This is a genomic window from Streptomyces milbemycinicus (assembly GCF_002154605.1).
Classification (GTDB): Bacteria; Actinomycetota; Actinomycetes; order Streptomycetales; family Streptomycetaceae; genus Streptomyces; species Streptomyces milbemycinicus.
In genome coordinates, this window is sequence record NZ_MUNE01000335.1 from 1 (window position 1) to 17440 (window position 17440).

Below are 17440 nucleotides of genomic sequence, written 5' to 3' on the forward strand. Positions count from 1 at the left end.
CGCCCCGCGGGGCGAGGTGCTGGGCGCGCTGTTCCTGGTCGGCCCCGAGGCGCGGGCGGACGCCCGCGCTCTGCTCGCCCTCCGGCACGCCACCGTGTCGCTCGCCCTGGAGCTGGCGCATCAGCGCACGCTGGCGGAGGTGGAGCTGAGGCTGCGGCGCGATCTGGTGGAGGACCTGCTCACCGGCTCGGACGACACCAGCGCCTACGCCCGGGCCCAGGCGCTCGGCCACGATCTGCACGGTCCGCACCATGTGGTCGTCGTGCGGTGGGCGGAGCGGGCGGCCGACGACTCCTTCGTCCAGGCCGTCGACAAGTCGGCGGCGGCCCTGGGCATGCGGTCGCTGCCCGCCCGCCGGTCCGGCACGGTGGTCCTGGTGACCGACGGAAGGCCGCCCGGACGGGAGCTGTACGCCGCGCTCAGCCGGGAGGCCGGGACGGGGTCCGGCGCGATCGGCGTGGGCGGCCGCTGTGACTCCCCGGGAGAGATCCCGCGCTCCTACCGGGAGGCGCTGCGGGCGCTGGAGGTGCGGCGGCGCTCGCCCACGGCGTACGGGACGACCTTCTTCGAGGACTTGGGGCTCTACCGGATCCTGCGGGCCGGCAACGACTACCAGGAGATCGAGGGGTTCGTCCGGGAGTGGCTGGGGCCGCTGCTCGACTATGACTCCGCACACCGGACGGCCCTGGTGGCGACGCTGTCCCGGTACTTCGACTGCGGCGGCAACTACAGCCGGACCGCGGCGGCGCTCGTGGTCCACCGCAGCACACTGCGCTACCGGCTTCAGCGGATCCGCGAGATCAGCGGCTCCGACCTCACCAACGCCGAGACCCGGCTGAACCTTCAGGTGGCCACCCGCGTCTGGAAGATCATGAGGACCGGGCCGGACTGACCCGCGCCGATCCTCCGCGTCAGTCCTGTTCTCGCAGGAAGTCCGACAGCCCCCCCAGCAGCCGGTCCACATCCCCGCTGCCGTTGTACGGGGCGAGACCCACGCGCAGCCCGCCGGTGTCGCCGAGCCCCAGCCGCCGGGACGCCTCCAGGGCGTAGAAGGAGCCGGACGGCGCGTCGACCCCGCGGGCGGCCAGATAGTGGTAGGCGTCCACGGTGTCGCGGCCCTCGATGGTGAGCAGCAGGGTGGGGGTGCGGTCGGCCGCGCGGGAGTGGACGGTGACCCGGTCCAAACCGGCCAGCCCCGCCTCGATCCGCGTCCGCAGCGAGTCCTCGTACGCCTCCAGAGTGGTGAGCGCGGAGACCAGCCGCTCCCGGCGCGGACCGTCCTGCCGCGGGCCGAGACCGGCCAGGAAGTCGACGGCGGCCCGGGTGCCGGCCAGCAGCTCGTACGGCAGGGTCCCGAGCTCGAAGCGCTCGGGGACGGCGCCCGTGGAAGGCAGCAGCTTGTCCGGGCGCAGGGTTTCCAGCAGCTCGGGGCGGGCGGCGAGCACGCCGTGGTGGGGGCCGAGGAACTTGTACGGGGAGCAGGCGAAGAAGTCAGCCCCCAGCGCTTCGATGTCGACGGGGGAGTGGGCGGTGTAGTGGACGCCGTCGACGTACAGCAGGGCCCCGGCCTCATGCGTCAGCCGGGCGATCTCGGCCATGTCGGGGCGGGTGCCCAGCAGATTGGAGGCGGCGGTCACCGCGACGAGGCGGGTGCGGTCGCCGAGTACGGCGCCGATGGCCTCGGGGGCCAGTTCGGCGGTGCCGGGGTCGAAATCGGCCCAGCGGACCGTGGCACCGGCCGCCGCCGCGGCCTGCACCCAGGGGCGGATGTTGGAGTCGTGGTCGAGCCGGGTCACGACGATCTCGTCACCGGGCCGCCAGGTCTTGGCGAGGGCGTGGGAGAAGTCGTATGCGAGCTGGGTGGCGCTGCGGCCGAAGACCACGCCCGACGGATCGGCGCCCAGCAGGTCGGCGAGCGCCCGGCGGGCGCCGGTCACGGTGGCTTCGGCGTTGCGCTCGCCGGGCGTGCGGGTGCCGCGGTTGGACAGCGGGCCCGCCAGGGCGTCGGAGACGGCCTCGATGACGGGCAGCGGTGTCTGGGTGCCGCCGGGGCCGTCGAAGTGGGCGGAGCCGGCCTTGAGGGCGGGGAACTGCCGGCGGACGGCGGCGATGTCGTAGTCGCTGTCATGGTCGCTCATGGCTTCTTCTTCCCGTCGAACCAGATGGTCGCCAGCGTGGGCACCAGCCCCGCCCAGAAGAGGATCCGCGGCACCGTGCGCTCCGTCCACGGCAGCTGCGAGATCAGCAGGGCGCAGAGCATCGCCCAGGCCGCCTGGGCGAGTACGACGCGGGCCCAGCTGCCGCGGCGCACCAGCGACCGCACGTTCAGCTGGACGCCGGTGCGCAGCCTGCGGTAGCGGCGCCAGGCGCCGAAGCCCCAGATCGCCGCCATCACCACCAGCACCCACAGCCGGTTGCCGAGCGGCACCGGCAGCTCCCGCGCCGCCTCGCCGTCCTGGGGGAACAGATCGACCATGACGCCCGCGGCCGCCACACAGATCAGCGCCAGCCAGCGGATACCGCGCAGCAGCCGGTAGGTGGCCCGGTCGAGGTCGTGGCGCAGCCCGGTGTTGTCCGGGGCGGCGGCGAGCGCGTCGGCGTACACCTCCGCGGCCTGCGCGGCCGTGGTGCCCGGCTTGTGCGCCTCCTGCATGCTCACCAGATACAGGGCCTGGTTGTTGGTGGGGTCCAGGCGGAGCACCTGGCGCAGCGCCCACTTGTAGGTCTCGGTCTCGCCCGCGGCGCCGGCCGTCCGCCACAGCGCCTGGTACGCGTCCACGCTCTCCGGGTCCAGCCGCACCGCCTCCTTGGCCAGGTCGAGGGCCTCGAGGCGGCGGGTCGGGTAGTACATCAGGAACTCGGCGAGCAGCGCATGCGCGAAGCTGTTCTGCGGATCGACGCGCAGCGCCTGGCGCAGCGCCTCCTCCGCTTTCCGCCAGCGCTCCGGCTGCTCCAGGTGGTCCGCGCGGCGCAGCGCCTGGGCGTACATGCACAGCGCGCCGAGGTCCTCGGGGGCGCGCTGGAGGGCCTCGCCGAGCGAGGTGAGCGCCTGCTCCACCTGGCCCGCCACCACCTGGCAGCGGCCGAGCCTCACCCAGGCGCGGACGTCGTCCGGCTCCTCGGCCAGACGCCGGCCCAGCAGGGCCGCGGCCTCGTCGTACCGCTTCAGCTCGATGAGTACGTCGGCCTGTTCGAGGGCCGGGTGTGGGGTCACAGCTTCCGCCTCTTTTTCAGATACGCGAGCAGGTCGTCGTACATCCCGCCCTCGTTGGCGAACATGGCCACATTGCGGGCGGCCGCGAACCACGGTTCGGTGGAGGGGACCGCCGACTTCGCCGCGTTGAGCAGGTCCTTCATGCCGATCATGCGCACGGTGCCGGTGCGCGCCGAGTCGAGCAGCGCCGTCTCGGCCGCGGCCTCGCACACATGGGCCAGATCGGCGCCCGAGAGGCCGTCGGTGGCCTTGGCGAGCTTGCCCAGGTCGACGCTTTCGATGGGGCGGTCCCGCAGGTGGTAGCGGAGGATCGCCTCGCGCGCGGGGGCGTCGGGAGGCAGCACGAGGAGGGTGCGGTCCAGGCGGCCCGGGCGGCGCAGCGCGATGTCCACGTCCCACGGGACGTTGGTGGCCGCCAGCACGAACACACCGTCGTTCGCGGGGGCGTCGACGCCGTCCAGCTCGGTCAGCAGCTGATTGACCGTGTTGCGCATACCGCTGTTCTGGGTGCGGCTGCGCTTGCCGCCCAGGGCGTCCAGCTCGTCGAGGAAGACCATACAGGGGGCCTGACGGCGGGCGGTGGCGAACACCTCGTGCATATTGCGCTCGGAGTTGCCGATCCACATGTCGAGCACATCGTTGATCGACACCGACAGAAACCCGGCGCCGAGCTCTCCGGCCACGGCGCGCGCGATGAACGTCTTGCCGCAGCCGGGCGGCCCGTACAGCAGCAGTCCGCCGCGCAGGCTCTTGCCGTACAGCTTGCGCAGTTCGGGGTTGCGCATCGGGGCGAGGAAGGCCGCCTCCAGACGCTCCTTGACCTCCTGCATTCCGCCGACGTCCGCCAGCCGCACCGTGCCGGGCGCGGCCACCTCCCAGGCGGAGGCGTCCCCGGGGTCCCCGCTGCCGTCCACGGCGAGCGGGGTCTCGACGAACCGGGGCGGCATCGCGTCGCCGACCTGGTCCTCGGCGGCCCGCCAGTCGAAGCCGCCGCGGGGCGCGACGGCCGGCGGCCGCGCGGCGGGCGCCTCGGTGGCCGGTGCCTGCGCGGCGGGCGGCGCGCTCTGCCGGGGCTGCGCGGGCGCCCCCATGGCGCGGGCCATCAACTCCCGCGCCTGCGGGTCGCCGGGCGCATGCTGCAGGGCGACGGCGACTTCCGTGATGGCCGCGTCGTGCCGGCCCGCGGTGAGCAGGAGTTCGGCGAGGTGCAGCCGCAGCGGTACGTCGCCGGGCGCCGCCGCGACGGCCGCGCGCAGGCTCTGGATCAGGGGCGAGTCGTCCGACATGGCGCACACTCTAGGAGGTGGGCCACACAGGTGATCACCCTGCCCCCGAAGTGTATGGCCCCTGGTGTGCGGTCGGTTATGTGCCCAGTGCGTCGGGGCAGCGGGCGATCACGACGATGGCCGCGTCGTCGTCCACATGCCCGCCGGTGTGCCGGAGCATGTCGTCCTGGAGATAGCGCGTCAGCGACTGCGGGTCGCCGCCTGTCCAGGCCGCGACGCGGTCGACGAGCGGGTAGAAGTCACCGGCGGCGTTCCGCGCCTCGATCAGGCCGTCGGTGTGGAGCAGCAGCAGATCGCCGTCTTCGAAGTCGAAGATTTCGGTCTCGTAGTCGCTCGCGGACGTCACGGCCAGCCCCAGCGGCAGCGCGGGCTCGGCGACCTCCAGCGTGCGGATCTTTCCGCCCCGCAGCAGCAGCGGAGGGGGGTGTCCGCAGTTCACCATCGTGGCGGTGGGGCGGTCGTCGTAGACGTCCAGCACCAGGGCGGTCACGAACGACTCCTCGGGGTCCTGCCCCTCCCCGCCACCGTGGTTCCAGTTCCAGCGCATCGCGTTGCCCAGGTGCGCCGCGACGGCGGTCAGCGGGAGGTTCCGGTAGGCGGACCCGCGGAAGGCGCCGATCAGCATCGCCGCGTCCCCGACAGCGGACAGGCCCTTGCCGCGCACGTCGCCGATGACCAGGCGGGCCGCGTCCTTGGTGACCACGGCCGCGTACAGATCCCCGCCGATCTGTGCCTCCTCCTCGGCCGCGAGATAGGCGGAGGCGATCCGTAGCGCCCCCATCCGGTCGGGCAGCGGCCGCAACAGGACCTCCTGAGCAGCCACGGCCACCGAACGCACCTGGGTGAGTTTGCGCTGGTGCCGGTCGGCCGCGAACCGGAAGGCCGTCACCAGGACCGAGATCAGCAGGAGGGTGCCGACCTGCGCCTGGTGGTTCGCGGACGTCAGACCGCCGTGCAGATGGGCGATGACCATCTGGGCCCCGACGGCGAGGGCTCCGATCACACCGGTGGCCATGGGGCCCGCGAACGAGGCGGTGATCGCGGGCGCGGCGATCAGGAACGGGCCCAGATGGATGGACTCGGGTGTCTGGATGTCGATCAGGGTGATCGCCACAATGATCCCGAGTGGAATGGCGAGCAGCCACCGGCTCCACCGCCGTGAACCGGCCGGATGGGCAGGAGCGTGCCGATCGCGCATATCTCCTGCTTACACCCGTTGCCGCCGCGGCGCCCGGCTGTCATGGCCGGTGATACGGGCCTATACGGAGGCGCAGGTCTCGCGTATGTAGTCGTCGCTGTCCGGCGCGGACACGTCCAGGTCACGGCGGACGATGGCGACCCCCGGCTGCTGCCAGCCGGCACAGGTGGTCTCGAGCGCGGAGGCCCTGTACTCGATCATGATGACCTTCGAGAAGGCCTTGGTGTAGTCGCCGCACTCGGGGGGATCCTGCTGTCCGCACTCCTCGGCGATGGCGAAGTCCAGACCCAGCTCCTCGCGGTGCGAGGCGAGCTCCAGGGTGTTCTTCTGGCCGATCGCCAGGTGCGCGGCGTGTGCGCGGTCGGCCAGCAGCTTGATGAAGGCCATGGCGTCGTCTCCGGTGAGCAGGTCCTGGGAGCGGGTGTAGCTGTCGTAGTTGTCCGGCTCCACGGCCTGGTATCCGGCCTTGGCGCAGCCGTCGATCCAGCCCCCGACCGTGTCCGCGATCCGCTCCCGCTTGTCCTTGGTGCGGATGTCGAGCAGCGCCTCACCCCAGTCCTCGTCCATCACCACATCGCCGTTCGCGTCCCTGAGCAGCAGATCGTGGTCCCAGTCGTCCTCGGCGTCCGGCTGCGCCTGGAAGGCGTTGACGTAACAGATGTTGTACAGGCCCGGCGCGGGCGCGGCCTCGCGGTCCCTGCTGACGATCTCCACACCGGAGGGCGGGGTGTACGGCTCGTTGATCTGGTAGTCGAAGTTGGCGCCGTCGGCCGGCGGGAGCGTGACACCGTCGGCCGGGGCGGCGCGCTTGGCATCGGGGGAGGCGGTGGCCCGCGGGGTCTTGGTCGTCTTCTTCGTCCGTGGGGTGTCCTCCGGTCCCGCGTGGGCGATTCCGATCACGGTGAAGAGGGCGGCGATGCCGATCAGGACCACCAGCACCGCACCTGTCAGCGGCTGGCGGGGCGAGAGGGAGCTGCGTAGAGACATGTGCTTTCCCATGTGTTGGACGCTGACCCCGCCTTGGACCTCGGCCCTGGCGACCAATGCCGGACTGGTGATGGGGGACATCCGTTACCGGCTGGGTGCGTCGCTCTCGGCGCCGCGCTCCGGAGAGACTTCGGCACACCGAATGTAATGATCCAACTGAACGAGCGTCAAGTGGTGTTCCGGGAGGGCACCGGCCACCCTCCCTCCGGAGGGGCAGAAGACCAGGTCCGATAGGGTGCGGGCCATGTTTTGGCACCAGAATTCCCTGCACACCCTCCAGCGTCGGCAGCCCCTCACGGTGTCGTCCCGCCGGAGCAAGAAGACCCTCGTTGCGGCCGTCGGCATCGGAATGGCTCTGGTGCTGAGCGGGTGCAACGACGACGGCGGCGGGGCCACGGACGGGACCAAGGACGAGGGCGCCCGCGCCACCCAGTCGAAGTCGCCGTCGGCCGGGGCGTCCGGGTCATCCGGGTCTTCCGGGTCTTCCGGGTCGTCGGGGTCCTCCTCAGCCCCGGCGAGCCCGGCGGCGGACAAGCCGCTGGTCGCGGGGTGGCAGACGCAGACCAGGGAAGAACACCACTTCAGCTACGACGTGCCGGCCAAGGCCGACAAGTGGAAGGTCTTCAACCCCGACGTTTCCCTCTCCTACAACGATGAGACCGGCAAGCCGATCGTCGTGATGACCGGCGCCGCCAACTACCGCGAGGGCGGCTGCGCGTCGAGCCCCAACCCCAAGGCGTTCGGCGAGGCGGGCAAGGGTCAGCTCGCCACGGTCGGCACCACCGGCGGGGGCAAGGACGGCAGTCTGCAGGAGAACGCCCGGAACTGGGCGGGCAACTGGGGCTTTGTCGCCTACGGAGGCAAGGACAACAAGCCCAAGATCGAGGTCAGTCAGGCCAAGCCGTGGAAGCGCAACGGCATCGAGGGCTACACCGCGACCGCCAAGGTCACGGTCGTCAACCGGCCGAGCGCCTGTGTCCCGCCGAAGGCCGTCGTGCACAGCATCGCGCAGAAGCTCCCCGACGGCACCATGCACGGCTGGGTCATCTACGCGGACCAGGGTGTGCCGAACGCGCTGACGTCGGCCGAGATCGAGAAGATCATGAACACCGTCCGGCCGACGGACGGCTGACCCCCGCGCGCGGCGGACACCGGACGGTTCCGGGTTTCCCGTCATCTGCAACTCGCCCTCGGGCGGCCCGGATGAGGGCCGCCCGAGGGCAAAGTTGAGTCCGTGTCATTTTTGCCGTCCCCGGCCTTGTGGGTTGGGGGCGGCTTCATTACTTTCCAGTAGGCAGCGCGCTGCCATGTCCATGACCGCGCTTAAAAGGGGTGTTCCCCGCCGTTTGGAAGGATGCACCATGCCTGTCTGCGCAGCCGGGCGTGCCCGGCGAGTGTTCTCCGCGAGCGGCACTCGGCACCGCGGATCCACCCGCACCCTGCTCTCCCTCGCCGCCGCCGTGGTGCTGGCCGTGACCGGCTCAGCCGCGGCGACCGCCGCCCCGCCGGCCACCGCGTCGGGCGATGCGCGCACCGGCACCGCCGGGCTGCGGGAGGTGATGTTCGTCGGCAACAACTGGGACGGTACGGCCGATGTCATCAAGTCCAGCGGAGACCTTGCCAAGATCGGCCGGATCAACGTCATACCGGACAAGGACCAGCGGCTCACCGAGATCTATCTCAACCCCATCAAGCTCGCGTTCTTCCTCGGCATCCGGCAGGGGCCGGGGGAAGGGCACGATCAGTTCGTCGACGACATGTACTCGACCCCGGACGGATCGGCCATCGTCGTCTCCCGGCCGAGCTTCGCCGACGTGGTCTCCATCGACCTCGCCACAGGCCAGGTGAGGTGGCGTTTCCCGGTGTCGGGGTTCCGCGCGGACCACATGGCCGTGTCACCCGACGGCAAACGCGTCGCGGTGTCCGCTTCGACCTCGAACACCGTGCATATGCTCGACATCGAGACAGGCAAACAGCTCGGCCAGTTCTCCGCCGGTGACAAGCCCCATGAGAACGTCTTCACCGACGGCGGGAAGTATCTGTGGAACATGTCGATCGGCGAGGTCAACACCGCGCTGGACGATCCGTCGATGGACTGGACGAAGGGCGACCGCCACATCACCGTGGTCGACACGGCCACCTACAAGCAGGTCAAGGTCATCGACATGCGGGACCGGCTGGACGCCTTCGGGCGCAAGGACCTGTCGGACGCGGTCCGGCCGGTGGCCTTCACCCCCGATGAGTCGAAGCTCTACTTCCAGGTGTCCTTCTTCAACGGATTCCTGGAGTACGACGTGGCCACGGACAAGATCACCCGCGCCAAGACCCTCCCGAAGAACCCCGCGACCAGCGAGGACCGCACCACCTGGGTCAATGACTCCCGCCACCACGGGCTGTCGATGAGCCCGGACGGCAACAAGCTGTGCGTCGCCGGGACGATGGACGACTACGCGACCGTCGTCGACCGCACCACCTTCCAGGAGGGTCCGCTGGTGCCGACCTCCAAGCCGTACTGGGCGACGGTGAGCGGCGACGGCAAGTCCTGCATCGTCTCCGAGAGCGGTGCCGACCAGGTCACCGCGATCGACTTCGCGACGGGCAAGAAGGTCGCGTCCGTCGCGGTCGGCGACCATCCGCAGCGGGTCCGCATCGGCCATGTGGCGGCCGACTGGACCGGCCCGCAGACCCCCTGAGACCCGTGCCGCCGCGGGGCCGGTCCGGGCGCGGAACCGGTCCGGCGGCGGCGCTCCCGGCGCCGGTCAGCCCGTCCGTACCGGCCCCGTCGACTTTCTGACGACCAGGTCCACCGACATGTCGAGCCGGATCGGGGCGAGGCCGGGGTCGTCGGTGACCGCGTCGAGCACCCGGATGCTCTCGGCCGCCATCGCCTCGAACGGCTGCCGCACGGTGGTCAGCGCCGGGGCCGCGGACGCGGCGGCGTCGATGTCGTCGTACCCGACCACCGACACATCCTCCGGGACGCGCAGCCCACGCTCCACACACGCCTCGATGACGCCCAGGCCCTGTAGATCGTTGCCGGTGACGAAGGCCGTCGGCGCGCTCCACAGATCGAGGAGGGCATGGGCGGCGCGCCTGGCCGGCTCGGTCTGGAACGGCACCACGCGGATCAGATCGCGGTCGGGACGGATCCCGGCGTCGCGGAGCGCGGCGAGATATCCGCCGAAGCGCGCCCGGCAACAGGTCAGTTCGAGGGGGCCGGAGAGCAGCGCGATCCGCCGATGACCGAGGCCGGTGAGGTGGCGGGCCGCGAGCCACCCGCCCCGCCACTGGGTCGCCCCGACCGTGTTCATCCCCGGCGGCGCGTCGCCGATCGTATCGAGGACGACCGTGGGGACGCGGGAGCGTGCCAGCCGGTCCGCGACGGTGGGCGGGACCGGGGAGAGCACGAGGACGACGCCACCCGGACGGTGCGCGAGCAGGGGATCCAGCCAGTCCCCGTCGTCATCGGCGTGGTTGACGGTGAGCGCACGTCCGGAGGAGCGCAGCACCCGGGAAAGGCCCCGCAGCAGCGGCGCGTTGACGGCGCTGACCACGCAGCCGAACACCACCTCGACCGAGCCGCGCCTGGGCCCGCGGCGACGCCACTCGTAACCGGTGGTCCGCACCGCGTCCAGGACCCGCTGCCGGACCTCGGCCGACACCCCGGGCCGCCCGTTGAGGACCTTCGACACGGCGCTCTGCGAGACGTTCGCGGCTTGCGCCACGGTCGTCATGCGCACCGCGGTCCGTACACTCATCGCTCGCTCCTCCAACCAGTCGTCTCCCCATCGGGGCCTGTCAGGTCGTCACGCTGCGTCAGGCCCCCTCGCGGGCCGTGCGTGGTGCGGTGCTCTCCCGGACCACCAGCGAGGTCGCCAACTCGACCCTGCGCCCGGCCGACGAGCCGCGCTGCGACTGCTCCTGGGCGATCAGCCGCACCCCCTCGCCCCCCATCTCCGCCAGCGGCTGACGGACGGTCGTGAGCGGCGGTGCGAGCATGGCGCAGATCATCGTGTCGTCGAAGCCGACGACGGACAGGTCGTCGGGCACCCGCATCCCCCGGGCGCGGGCCACCTGGTACACCCCGGCCGCCTGGGCGTCGGAGCCGGCGAAGATCGCCGTCGGCGGCTGCGGAAGGTCCAGCAGGGCCGCGCCGTGGTCCGTACCGCCGGTGATGCTGAAGTCGCCGTAGTGCGTCAGGGCCGGGTCGGGGGCCAGGGAGAACTCGCGGTGCGCGGCGAGATAGCCCTCGTGCCGCTCCCTGGTGCACTGGATCTCGGCGGGGCCGCCGATGAACCCGACGCGCCGGTGGCCGAGTTCCAGGAGATGGCGCGTGGCCGCGGCGCCCCCGGACCAGTTGGTCGCCCCCACCGTGGGGATCTTGGGTTCGCTGGTGCCGACCGGGTCGAGGAGCACCAGGGGCGCCGGCAGCCCCGCCAGCGCGGCGATCTCGTCGTGGCGCGCCCGGGAGAGCACCAGGATGATGCCGTCCGACGGGCGGGTGCGCCGTGCGTCGATCCAGTCGCTGATGCGGAAGCGCGGATGGCCGGTCGCGGTGAGTGCCAGGGTGTACCCGAGGCTGAACGCGGTGTTCTGGGCCCCCGCGATGAGCTCTCCCGCCCAGGGCGAGGTGGTCCCCTCGATGAGGACGTCCAGGATTCCGCCGAGTTGCTTACGGCGCCCCTTGCGCTGCAGATAGCCCGTGGCGTGTGCGGCCTGGGTGACGCGGACGCGGGTCTCCTCCGAGATGTCCGGCTTGTCGGCGAGCACCCGGGACACCGTGGAGACCGAGACCCCCGCGGCCTCGGCGACGGCCGCCATCGTTGGGCGCGTGGTCATGCTGCCTTTCCCTCCCGTAGGCCATCGCGACAGTACAGCCCTGCCGCAAATTCCCGCAATATTTGATGGAATATTCCGCGAGGACCCCATGCAAACGGTCGGTGATCCGCGCTTTCGATCCGCTGTATTGACAGTCGTTTTTACCCCGGCTTAGCTTCTCGGCGCAGAACTTCCGCAAAGTTTTGCGGGTAATTGCATAGCTCTGGTTGTGAGAACCGCGGGCCCGCCCGCCGAGCACGGAGACGAACGAGTGTCTGCCATCGATAACGAAACGGTCGGGCCGGCCCACGGCCGAGCCCAAGTCCGCGAGCTGATCGCGGCCATGACGCTGGAGGAGAAACTCGCCCAACTCGTGGGTCTGTGGCAGGGAGTCGACCGCGAGGGCGGCGCCGTGGCCCCGTTGCAGGACGCCATGGACACCGTCGAGCAGAGCTTCGCCGACTTCGCCGCACACGGACTCGGCCAGATCACCCGGCACTACGGGACCCGGCCCCTGGACCCGGGGGAGGGCCGGGCCACCCTGGCCGCCAAGCAGCGGTGGCTGAAGGAGAACACCAGGCTGGGCATCCCCGCCATCGTGCACGAGGAGTGCCTGACCGGGCTCGCCGCCTGGAAGGCGGCGACCTATCCTGTACCGCCGGCCTGGGGCGCCACCTTCGATCCGCCGCTCGTCGAGCGCATGGCGGCGCGGATCGGCCGCACCATGGCGGGCCTTGGTATCCATCAGGGCCTGGCGCCGGTCCTCGACGTGATCCGCGATATGCGCTGGGGGCGGGTCGAGGAGTGCATCTCGGAGGATCCCTACCATGTCGCGGTCACCGGCGCCGCGTATGTGCGCGGCCTGCAGAGCGCCGGGATCATCGCCACCCTGAAGCACTTCGTCGGCTACTCCGACTCGCGCGCAGGACGCAACCTGGCACCGGTGCACGCCGGGACACGCGAGGTCCGCGACGTGTTGGAGTTCCCCTTCGAAGTGGCCGTACGGGACGCCGGGGCACGCTCCGTGATGAACTCGTACGCCGAGATCGACGGAGTGCCCGTCGCCGCGAGCACCGAGCATCTGACCGGCACGCTGCGCGAGGAGTGGGGCTTCGACGGCACCGTCGTCGCCGACTACTTCGCCGTGGCCTTCCTCCAGACCCTGCACCGGGTGGCCGAGGACGGCGGCGACGCCGCGGCGCAGGCGATCACTGCCGGGATCGATGTCGAACTCCCCACCGGCGTCACCTATCTGCGGCCCCTCAAGGAGCGTATCGAGGACGGCCGGCTCGGCATGGACGTCGTGGACCGCGCGCTCGAGCGGGTGCTGCGCCAGAAGGCCGAGCTCGGCCTGCTCGATCCCGAGTGGTCGCCCGACCCGGCGCCGGCCCACGCCAACGGTGTGTCCGCAGGAGGTGTGTCCGCCGACGACGTGGACACCGAAGAGGACCGCACACTGGCCGCGACACTCGCCGAACGCTCCCTGGTCCTGCTGCGCAACGACGGTGTCCTGCCGCTGGGCGCCACCCGGCCCGCGCCCGGACGCATCGCGGTCATCGGCCCGAACGCCCAGTCGCTGTCCGCGATGTTCGGCTGCTACTCGTTCGTCAACCACGTCCTGCCGCACCACCCCGACTGCGACACCGGGCTCGGCGTCGAGACCGTCGAAGCCGCCCTGCGCCGCGAGTTCGCTACCGCCGACATCGTCACCGAGCGGGGCACCGGCGTCGACGACGGGGCCACGGACGGCATTCCCGCCGCCGCCACCGCCGCGGCCGGCGCGGATGTCGCCGTGGTCGTGGTCGGCGACCGCTCCGGCCTCTTCGGACGCGGCACCAGCGGGGAGGGCTGCGACGCCGACGACCTGGAACTGCCCGGCGCCCAGCGGGCCCTCGTCGAGGCGGTCATCGCCACCGGGACACCGACCGTGGTCGTCCTGCTGACCGGACGCGGCTACGCGCTCGGGTGGCTGCTGGAGGGGGCCGCCGCGGTCGTGCAGGCCTTCTTCCCCGGCGAGGAGGGCGCGGCCGCCATCGCCGGAGTGCTCAGCGGCCGGGTCAACCCGAGCGGCCGGATGCCCATGAGCCTGCCCCGCGGCGCCGGGGCGCAGCCCTACAGCTATCTGCACCCGCCGCTCGGCGCCGCGAGCTCGGTGACCAACATCGCCACCGAGCCGCCCGTCCGGTACGGATTCGGCCTCAGCTATACCCGGTTCGGCTACGAGGACTTCACGGTCGACGCCGAAACCGTCGACGTCGCCGACGCGATCCGCTGCGCCGTCACCGTACGCAACACCGGCGACCGGGAGGGCGCCGAGGTCGTCCAGCTGTACGCGAGCGACCCCGTGGCCTCGGTCACCCGCCCGCTGGCCCAGCTCGTCGCCTTCGCGCGCGTCCCCCTCGGACCGGGGGAGTCGGCGCGCGTCCACTTCACCGTGCCCACGCGGCTGCTGGCGTTCACCGACCGCGACGGAGTGCGGATCGTCGAACCCGGCGACATCGGCGTCAGCGTCCGGCGCGATGCGGGCGACGTGATCCTCGAACACACCGTACGGCTCACCGGCGAGGTGCACATCGTGACCGGCGCCGAACCCCGGATCAGCACGGTCGACATCTCCTAGAACCCGCCGTCCCCCACCGGCGCCTGCCTTTCGGCACAGTCCATCCGTCCGCGAACACTCAACGAAGAGTTGTCATCATGTCGCACACAGCAATACGCCTCCGCTCCCGCGGTCTGGCCGCGGCGGCGGCCGCCCTGACCCTCGTCCTCACCGGCTGCTCCTCCGGCTCCTCGGACAGCGCCGGCTCCGGCAAGCAGACCATCGTCTTCTGGGGGTGGTCCGACATGTCCAAGCCGGTCGCCCTCTGGAACAAGACCCACCCCGACATCCACGTCAAGTTCCAGGCGATCACCTCGAACTTCTACCCGAAGCTCCAGGCCGCGATCACCGGCAAGGACGGGGCGCCGGACATCACCCAGGTCGACTACCCCAACCTCACCTCGACGATCATCGCCGGTGACCTCAAGGACATCACCGCCGAGTCCGCAGACCTCAAGCCGCACTTCAAGCCCGCCGTATGGGACCAGGTCGTCGTCAACGACAAGGTCTACGGGGTGCCGCAGGACATCGGCACACAGGTGCTCTACTACCGGTCCGATGTCTTCAAGGAGGCCGGTCTGACCGCCCCCAAGACATGGGACGAGTACATGGCGGTCGCCGCGAAGCTCAAGAAGGCCCACCCCAAGGCGTACACCACGGCGTTTCCCGCCAACGGCGGCGCATGGCTGGCCTCCCTGGCGTGGAACGCGAAGGCGCGGTGGTTCGGCACGGACAAGGACGCCTGGAAGGTGGACCTCGACGACCAGCCGACCCTCAAGGTGGCCGAATACTGGCAGAAGATGCTGGACAAGGGCTATGCCAAGGGCGATCAGCACTGGCAGCCCACCTGGTTCAAGGGGCTCGCCAAGGGCACATATCTGACCTGGATCGGCCCGGCCTGGGGCGGTGCGGCGCTCAAGGAGAACGCCCCGGACCTCTCCGGCAAGTGGGCCGTCGCCCCGCTGCCGCAGTGGACGAAGGGCGACACGGCCCCGGTGTACTGGGGCGGCTCGCTGACCGCGCTGACCAGCGTCACCGACAAGACCGACGCGGCGGTGAAGTTCATCAGCTGGCTGAACACCAGCAAGGAGAGCGCCAAGCTGCTGGTGGCCGATGTCCTCCCCGCGTCCGACATCGGCCAGGGGATCCCGGAGCTGACCAAGCCCGACCCCTACTTCGGCGGTCAGGTGCCCGGCGAGGTGTTCACCGTACGCGGCACCGAGTCGACCCCCTGGACCTGGGGTCCGACGATGACCGACACCACCAACTACCTCAATGACGCCATGCAGTCCGTCATCAACAAGTCGACGACGCTGCCCGACGCGATGAAGAAGGTCGACGGCGAGACCAAGTCCCAGCTGAAGCGGAAGGGCCTGTCCGTCCGATGACCGCGCCAACCCTCCACCCGGCCACCCGGGACGGGAGGAACGGGGCCGAGCAGGCGGGGGAACCGCCCCGCCTGACGGCGTCGCGCCGCAACAAGCGCCGCTTCGGCGCCGACTGGAAAATGGCGTGGGCCTTCGTGGTCCCGTTCCTGGCCCTCTTCGTGGTGTTCCACCTGGTGCCCGTGTTCTATGCGCTGTGGCAGAGCTTCCACGGCGTCGAGAAGTCGGGCGGTCTGGGATTCACCAAGCCCAGCGTCATCTTCGTCGGCCTGGACAACTACGCGGAGGCGCTGACCGACGAGGGCTTCCTGCGCTCGGTCGGCCGCGTGCTGCTCTACGGCGTCGTCCAGGTGCCCGTCATGCTGGGCCTCGCGCTGGTGATGGCGCTCATCTTCGACACGGCGATCGTCCGGATGCGCAGCCTGTTCCAGCTCGCCGCGTTTCTGCCCTACGCGGTGCCGGGGATCATCGCGTCCATCCTGTGGGCGTTCCTCTATCTGCCCGGGGTGAGCCCGGTCCTGGACCTGCTCGACGGGGCGGGGGCCCATATCGACTTCCTCGCCCCGGGAAGTGTCCTGTGGTCCATCGCCAACATCTCGACATGGCAGTGGACCGGCTACAACATGATCATTATCTTCGCCGCGCTCCAGGCCATCCCGCGCGACCTGTTCGAAGCGGCGCGTATCGACGGCGCCACCAACTGGCAGATCGCCTGGCGGATCAAGGTGCCGCTGGTGGCCCCGGCCATCCTCATCACCGGGCTGTTCTCGGTGGTCGGCACGCTCCAGCTGTTCTCCGAGCCGACGGTGCTGCGCACGATCACCAACAACGTGACGTACAACTACACACCGAACATGATCGTCTACAACCTGGCGTTCGGCTCCAACCAGCCGTACTACTCAGCCGCCGTCGCGGTCGTCATCGCCATCGGCGCGTTCCTGCTGTCCTTCGGCTTCCTGCGAGTTCTCCAGAGGAGGAATCCCGATGAGTGACATCACCGCCCGCCGAACCCGTCGCCGCGCGGTGTGGTCGGCCGGCGCACGGCGGGATCGCGCGCCGCTGTCGACCCGGTTCATCCTGACCGTGACGATCATCGCGCTGACGGCCTACTTCCTCATCCCGATCGCGTGGATGCTGATCGCGTCGACCAAGTCGACGGCCGACCTGAACACCACGTTCGGGCTCTGGTTCTCGCACTTCGATCTGATGCAGAACCTCCACGACCTGTTCGCCTACCGCGACGGCATCTTCCGGCGCTGGGTGGTGAACTCGCTCATCTACTCGGGAGGCGGCGCCCTCGGCTCGACCTTCCTGGCCGCTCTGTGCGGGTTCGCCCTGGCCAAGTACCGGTTCCGCGGGCGCAACGCCATCATGGGCCTCATCTTCGGCGGTGTGCTCATCCCCGGCACCGTGCTCGCCCTGCCGACCTATCTGCTCCTCAACTCCTTCGGCCTCATCAACACCTACTGGGCCGTGATCCTGCCGAGCCTGTCCAGCGCGTTCGGCGTGTTCCTGGTGCGCATCTACGCTGCGGCGGCCGTCCCCGACGAGCTGCTGGAGGCCGGCCGTATCGACGGCGCCCACGACGTCCGCATCTTCTTCACGGTGGTCCTGCGGATCCTGCTGCCGAGCCTGGTCACCGTGTTCCTCTTCTCCTTCATCTCCATCTGGAACAACTTCCTCCTGCCGCTGATCGTCCTCAACGACCAGTCGCTCTGGCCGGTCACCCTCGGGCTCTACTCCTGGCAGATGAACGCGATGAGCGAGCCCGATCTCGTCCGGATCGTCGTCACCGGATCCATGGTCGGCACCATCCCCCTCGTCGTCCTCTTCCTCACGCTGCAGAAGTACTGGCGCAGCGGCATCACGACAGGAGCACTCAAGTGACCGTGAACAGTCGTATGGACGCCTTCCGCGCCCGTCTCGGCGGTTTCGCCTTCGGCGGGGACTACA

General features: G+C 70.4%; 14 protein-coding genes. 7 read left to right on the forward strand and 7 right to left on the reverse strand.

The features are described from left to right. A partial coding sequence (locus CCN51_RS26340; RefSeq protein ID WP_211303254.1) for a PucR family transcriptional regulator occupies positions 1–892 on the forward strand: 892 nt, incomplete at its 5' end. 19 nt (positions 893–911) lie between these two features. Here the strand turns inward: CCN51_RS26340 and CCN51_RS26345 are convergent. From CCN51_RS26345 to CCN51_RS26365, 5 genes are all read right to left on the reverse strand, one after another. Beyond that, the gene (locus CCN51_RS26345) at positions 912–2138 is read right to left on the reverse strand and encodes a cysteine desulfurase-like protein (RefSeq protein WP_014174495.1); all 1227 of its coding nucleotides are present in this window, start codon (positions 2136–2138) and stop codon (positions 912–914) included. Next, positions 2135–3214 carry a TPR domain-containing protein gene (locus tag CCN51_RS26350; RefSeq protein WP_014174494.1) on the reverse strand — a complete coding sequence of 360 codons (1080 nt, stop codon included), beginning with the start codon at positions 3212–3214 and terminating at the stop codon, positions 2135–2137. Before CCN51_RS26350 ends, CCN51_RS26345 begins: the two co-directional genes overlap by 4 nt. Further along, positions 3211–4500 carry an ATP-binding protein gene (locus CCN51_RS26355; protein WP_014174493.1) on the reverse strand — a complete coding sequence of 430 codons (1290 nt, stop codon included), beginning with the start codon at positions 4498–4500 and terminating at the stop codon, positions 3211–3213. Before CCN51_RS26355 ends, CCN51_RS26350 begins: the two co-directional genes overlap by 4 nt. Positions 4501–4576: 76 nt before the next feature. Further along, on the reverse strand, positions 4577–5698 hold the full coding sequence (locus tag CCN51_RS26360) for a PP2C family protein-serine/threonine phosphatase (protein WP_014174492.1): 1122 nt from the start codon (positions 5696–5698) through the stop codon (positions 4577–4579). 60 nt (positions 5699–5758) lie between these two features. Next, entirely contained in the window at positions 5759–6685 is a 927-nt protein-coding gene (locus CCN51_RS26365) for an endo alpha-1,4 polygalactosaminidase (RefSeq protein WP_078610354.1), read from the reverse strand. Between the two features lie 244 nt (positions 6686–6929). On the opposite strand from CCN51_RS26365, the gene CCN51_RS26370 reads away from it, so the two are divergent. Further along, positions 6930–7817 (forward strand): DUF8017 domain-containing protein, encoded by an 888-nt coding sequence (locus CCN51_RS26370; protein WP_238545314.1) that lies wholly within the window; start codon positions 6930–6932, stop codon positions 7815–7817. Between the two features lie 229 nt (positions 7818–8046). Then, the gene (locus CCN51_RS26375) at positions 8047–9378 is read left to right on the forward strand and encodes an outer membrane protein assembly factor BamB family protein (RefSeq protein ID WP_055413874.1); all 1332 of its coding nucleotides are present in this window, start codon (positions 8047–8049) and stop codon (positions 9376–9378) included. Positions 9379–9444: 66 nt separating this feature from the next. Here the strand turns inward: CCN51_RS26375 and CCN51_RS26380 are convergent, their stop codons facing one another. Together CCN51_RS26380 and CCN51_RS26385 are read right to left on the reverse strand one after the other, a co-directional pair. Next, positions 9445–10443 (reverse strand): LacI family DNA-binding transcriptional regulator, encoded by a 999-nt coding sequence (locus CCN51_RS26380; RefSeq protein ID WP_014174488.1) that lies wholly within the window; start codon positions 10441–10443, stop codon positions 9445–9447. Positions 10444–10501: 58 nt separating this feature from the next. Beyond that, positions 10502–11524 carry a LacI family DNA-binding transcriptional regulator gene (locus tag CCN51_RS26385; RefSeq protein ID WP_043486304.1) on the reverse strand — a complete coding sequence of 341 codons (1023 nt, stop codon included), beginning with the start codon at positions 11522–11524 and terminating at the stop codon, positions 10502–10504. 250 nt (positions 11525–11774) lie between these two features. Between CCN51_RS26385 and CCN51_RS26390 the strand changes: the two genes are divergently transcribed. The 4 genes from CCN51_RS26390 (at position 11775) to CCN51_RS26405 (ending at position 17374) form a co-directional block, all read left to right on the forward strand. Then, positions 11775–14123: a beta-xylosidase/alpha-l-arabinosidase gene (locus CCN51_RS26390; protein WP_014174486.1), complete on the forward strand. Its 2349-nt coding sequence runs from the start codon at positions 11775–11777 to the stop codon at positions 14121–14123. 77 nt (positions 14124–14200) lie between these two features. Further along, entirely contained in the window at positions 14201–15490 is a 1290-nt protein-coding gene (locus CCN51_RS26395; RefSeq protein ID WP_014174485.1) for an ABC transporter substrate-binding protein, read from the forward strand. After that, positions 15487–16479, forward strand: coding sequence for a carbohydrate ABC transporter permease (locus tag CCN51_RS26400; RefSeq protein WP_014174484.1), 993 nt, complete (start codon positions 15487–15489; stop codon positions 16477–16479). The genes CCN51_RS26395 and CCN51_RS26400 overlap by 4 nt, the downstream gene beginning before the upstream one ends. Then, a complete protein-coding gene (locus tag CCN51_RS26405) occupies positions 16472–17374 on the forward strand; it encodes a carbohydrate ABC transporter permease (protein WP_014174483.1) in 903 nt (300 codons plus the stop codon). The genes CCN51_RS26400 and CCN51_RS26405 overlap by 8 nt, the downstream gene beginning before the upstream one ends. The last annotated feature ends 66 nt before the right edge of the window (positions 17375–17440 follow it).

Coding starts and splice junctions, on each gene's coding strand:
- CCN51_RS26395 (WP_014174485.1), top strand. CDS start 14,201: ATGTCGCACACAGCAATACGCCTCCGCTCCCGCGGTCTGGCCGCGGCG.
- CCN51_RS26385 (WP_043486304.1), bottom strand. CDS start 11,524: ATGACCACGCGCCCAACGATGGCGGCCGTCGCCGAGGCCGCGGGGGTC.
- CCN51_RS26345 (WP_014174495.1), bottom strand. CDS start 2,138: ATGAGCGACCATGACAGCGACTACGACATCGCCGCCGTCCGCCGGCAG.
- CCN51_RS26365 (WP_078610354.1), bottom strand. CDS start 6,685: ATGTCTCTACGCAGCTCCCTCTCGCCCCGCCAGCCGCTGACAGGTGCG.
- CCN51_RS26375 (WP_055413874.1), top strand. CDS start 8,047: ATGCCTGTCTGCGCAGCCGGGCGTGCCCGGCGAGTGTTCTCCGCGAGC.
- CCN51_RS26360 (WP_014174492.1), bottom strand. CDS start 5,698: ATGCGCGATCGGCACGCTCCTGCCCATCCGGCCGGTTCACGGCGGTGG.
- CCN51_RS26370 (WP_238545314.1), top strand. CDS start 6,930: ATGTTTTGGCACCAGAATTCCCTGCACACCCTCCAGCGTCGGCAGCCC.
- CCN51_RS26355 (WP_014174493.1), bottom strand. CDS start 4,500: ATGTCGGACGACTCGCCCCTGATCCAGAGCCTGCGCGCGGCCGTCGCG.
- CCN51_RS26405 (WP_014174483.1), top strand. CDS start 16,472: ATGAGTGACATCACCGCCCGCCGAACCCGTCGCCGCGCGGTGTGGTCG.
- CCN51_RS26400 (WP_014174484.1), top strand. CDS start 15,487: ATGACCGCGCCAACCCTCCACCCGGCCACCCGGGACGGGAGGAACGGG.
- CCN51_RS26380 (WP_014174488.1), bottom strand. CDS start 10,443: ATGAGTGTACGGACCGCGGTGCGCATGACGACCGTGGCGCAAGCCGCG.